The organism is Psychrobacter sp. 16-MNA-CIBAN-0192, from assembly GCF_040309565.1.
Lineage (GTDB): Bacteria > Pseudomonadota > Gammaproteobacteria > Pseudomonadales > Moraxellaceae > Psychrobacter.
Genome location: NZ_JBEOOX010000600.1, coordinates 1 through 245 on the forward strand (window position 1 = coordinate 1; position 245 = coordinate 245).

1 protein-coding gene is annotated in these 245 nt (G+C 45.7%); it reads left to right on the forward strand.

Translation table 11 applies throughout. The annotated features are described in order from the left end of the window. On the forward strand, positions 1–245 hold a 245-nt coding region (locus AAEY78_RS14530; protein ID WP_352340155.1), incomplete at both ends, for a ribonuclease E/G.

Consider the following 245-nt stretch of genomic DNA (forward strand, 5'->3'; position numbering starts at 1 on the left):
GCTTAATTGTTATCGATTTTATCGATATGACACCACCACGCCATCAGCGTGAAGTAGAAAACCGTCTAAAAGACGCTGTTCGTCCTGATCGTGCTCGTGTGCAAATTGGTAAAATTTCACGTTTTGGTTTACTCGAAATGTCGCGTCAGCGTCTGCGCCCTTCATTAGGTGAAGCAAGCCAAGGCCCATGTCCACGTTGTAGTGGTCAAGGTACGATTCGTTCTAACGAATCAATTGCACTGTCT